Here is a 2,337-nt window from a genome sequence, read left to right as displayed (position 1 = left end):
CGTTTCGCTCGGCGATTTTGCATCATTGGATGTGCAAAATACCTACCGAGGTAGCGACGCTTACGAGCTTGGTCACGTATTGGATAACGTCCTTTTTTGGAGCCTTCTAACAGTTGTTGAATTTCAGGAGTAGTTAGAAAATCCCGATCTCGCTCATGACCATCACATGCCAGAGAATGTTCTACTTCAACACTCATCGCTGCAAACCTTTTTTCAGCTCAAACCCTAAGTTAACTCCTTTTAGCCATTGAGGGAGTGATTTACTCAGGCTTTTAACTTTACTGTTTTCTCTTGATAACAAAAGGCGCAATCGTGAACGAGAATTATCTAAAATAAAACTCCTATCTGCGATTGACAGGCCTTTTGGCAAATTAATTAAACTGCGATGATAGCGTCTGATTACATCTTGAGAGGGGATATGATGGCCGCCCTCACTTACTCGTTGACGAATCCGGCCACGAGATATAGTCGGCGAATCTGTGCTAATAAAAACCAAATTGACTTTAAAACCTGCATCAGCTGCCTTTTGCATTAAAACAAGTTCACCTTTGCCAGAAAAGGTTGTTTCAAAGGCAAAATTCTTTGATTGATCAAGGTAATCCTTCCGCTGTTTTGCGGCAAGCTTACCCGCCTTGGTCGCCGTTTTAAGTTGGTGAGGGTCATTTGGATCGAGTTCTTTTGCAATCTCATCTGGATTAACAACAGGTAACTTATCTTTGAAATAGCGTTGAGCCAATGTGGTCTTACCACTGCCATTCGGCCCTGCAATTACCCAAAGTTGTGGTTGAGCCATTATAGTTCCTCAATGATAATTTCATTATCATTGTCATCAAAGCGGACCAGTTGCTTCGTTCCATCAGGATATTCTTTAATCACCGCATCAGAGTAGCGATCATCGCCATAATAAATAGGACGACCTGCCGACAGGTGACTTAAAGCGGCTTCACCCGAGTCAAAACCCAGTTCACGTTCAAATTTTTTCCAGAATAACTTTTCTTGTTGTGGACTCATCTTGTCTATGTTTTTCAGATCAAGTTCCATAGCGCTCTAACTTTTAACATTACGCCCGTTGGGACTGGTTTGGCCACTACTGTTAAGCAGTTGCTATTATTGGATAATTATACCACCACTTTTAACAGAAGGCACCTTTTGTTAAAAGTGGTGGTATAATAGCACTCAACCACTGTTGTGATATTTATAGACAAAATTTCATTTAAAAATTGCCTTCTGCACATTGCAAGCAGACGATACCACGTCTGCGCCACATATCTACTACTTGTCTTCGATCGTCGATGACGAAAAGTATGTGCTTATTATTAGATAATAAACGGTCTAGTATTTCTTCTTTTATAATATTATCTGAAATGATCCCCAAAATTTAATGTCTAAATTAAGGGATACTTTTGGAGTATAATGCTCCCGAGTTTTCAGACAGGATAATTTAACGATTTATTCCTGAAAGGTTAAAATGATGCGTAACATTTTAGGAGCTATGAGATGAGTCAAAAAAGAAAGAAGCCAAGCGCTGAATTTAAAACTAAAGTTGTCTTAGAGGTCATTGAAGGAGATCACCGTCAACTAGGCAAACGCACAGCGGAGTTGGAGTGGGCGGCAAAAAAGTTGAAGAGCTTGGACTATGAAACAAGAAAGTGCCTTATTGAGTCTGAGCCGAAAAATATTCCAGTTACAAGGCAATGTGAATTAATAAATTTTAATCGCAGCAATTGTTATTATAAGTCTGTACGGTGTACCAAAGATAAAATGGAGCTGTTAAGAGCTATTGATCGAATTTATACCGAAACACCGTTCTATGGTTATCGCAAGGTTCATCAGCAGCTAATAGAGGGAGGTTATAGCGTAGGATTGAACCGTGTTAGAAATTATATGAATGAATTAGGACTTAAAGTCATTTATCCAACGAAGAAAGTTTGTACTACTCTTGCTCACCCCGAGCATAAAAAATATCCGTATTTACTTAGAGACTTGGAAGTTTACAAGCCAAATCAAGTGTGGAGCACAGATATTACCTATATTAGGCTGGATGGTGGCTTTGTTTATCTAGCAGCTGTAATTGATTGGCATTCTAAGGCTATCCTATCACATAAGATTTCCACTACAATGGATTCAAGTTTAGTCATTAATGTCCTCAAACAAGCATTAGAGCGATACGGGACACCTGAAATATTTAATACAGATCAGGGCAGTCAGTACACCTCTCATGACCACACACAGCTATTAATTGATCGTGGTATCAAAATTTCGGCACTGTTGCGAAAAGTTATAGGGAGCTTCAGAAAGGTTATTTTCGTGTGTTCACGGCCTTAGAATGAAGCCGCC

Annotated in this window: 5 protein-coding genes; 1 reads left to right on the top strand and 4 read right to left on the bottom strand. The window is 39.6% G+C overall.

All coding sequences use genetic code 11. From position 1 onward, the window contains the following. From C200_RS16150 to C200_RS16925, 4 genes are all read right to left on the bottom strand, one after another. On the bottom strand, positions 1-197 hold a 197-nt coding region (locus tag C200_RS16150; RefSeq protein ID WP_033923748.1), incomplete at its 3' end, for a hypothetical protein. Further along, a complete protein-coding gene (locus C200_RS09590) occupies positions 194-793 on the bottom strand; it encodes an AAA family ATPase (RefSeq protein WP_016212021.1) in 600 nt (199 codons plus the stop codon). The genes C200_RS09590 and C200_RS16150, both read right to left, overlap by 4 nt. Beyond that, positions 793-1,041, bottom strand: a complete 249-nt coding sequence (locus C200_RS09585) for a hypothetical protein (protein ID WP_196771713.1) — start codon at positions 1,039-1,041, stop codon at positions 793-795. Before C200_RS09585 ends, C200_RS09590 begins: the two co-directional genes overlap by 1 nt. Positions 1,042-1,213: 172 nt before the next feature. Next, the gene (locus C200_RS16925; RefSeq protein WP_436197642.1) at positions 1,214-1,375 is read right to left on the bottom strand and encodes a phosphatase domain-containing protein; all 162 of its coding nucleotides are present in this window, start codon (positions 1,373-1,375) and stop codon (positions 1,214-1,216) included. A 122-nt stretch (positions 1,376-1,497) separates the two neighbouring features. Between C200_RS16925 and C200_RS09580 the strand changes: the two genes are divergently transcribed. Next, positions 1,498-2,325: an IS3 family transposase gene (locus C200_RS09580; protein ID WP_052133281.1), complete on the top strand. Its 828-nt coding sequence runs from the start codon at positions 1,498-1,500 to the stop codon at positions 2,323-2,325. Positions 2,326-2,337: the final 12 nt, after the last annotated feature.

Source organism: Piscirickettsia salmonis LF-89 = ATCC VR-1361 (assembly GCF_000297215.2).
GTDB lineage: Bacteria > Pseudomonadota > Gammaproteobacteria > Piscirickettsiales > Piscirickettsiaceae > Piscirickettsia > Piscirickettsia salmonis.
This window is presented reverse-complemented; position numbering and strand designations above follow the sequence as displayed.

Coding starts and splice junctions, on each gene's coding strand:
- C200_RS09590 (WP_016212021.1), bottom strand. CDS start 793: ATGGCTCAACCACAACTTTGGGTAATTGCAGGGCCGAATGGCAGTGGT.
- C200_RS09585 (WP_196771713.1), bottom strand. CDS start 1,041: ATGGAACTTGATCTGAAAAACATAGACAAGATGAGTCCACAACAAGAA.
- C200_RS09580 (WP_052133281.1), top strand. CDS start 1,498: ATGAGTCAAAAAAGAAAGAAGCCAAGCGCTGAATTTAAAACTAAAGTT.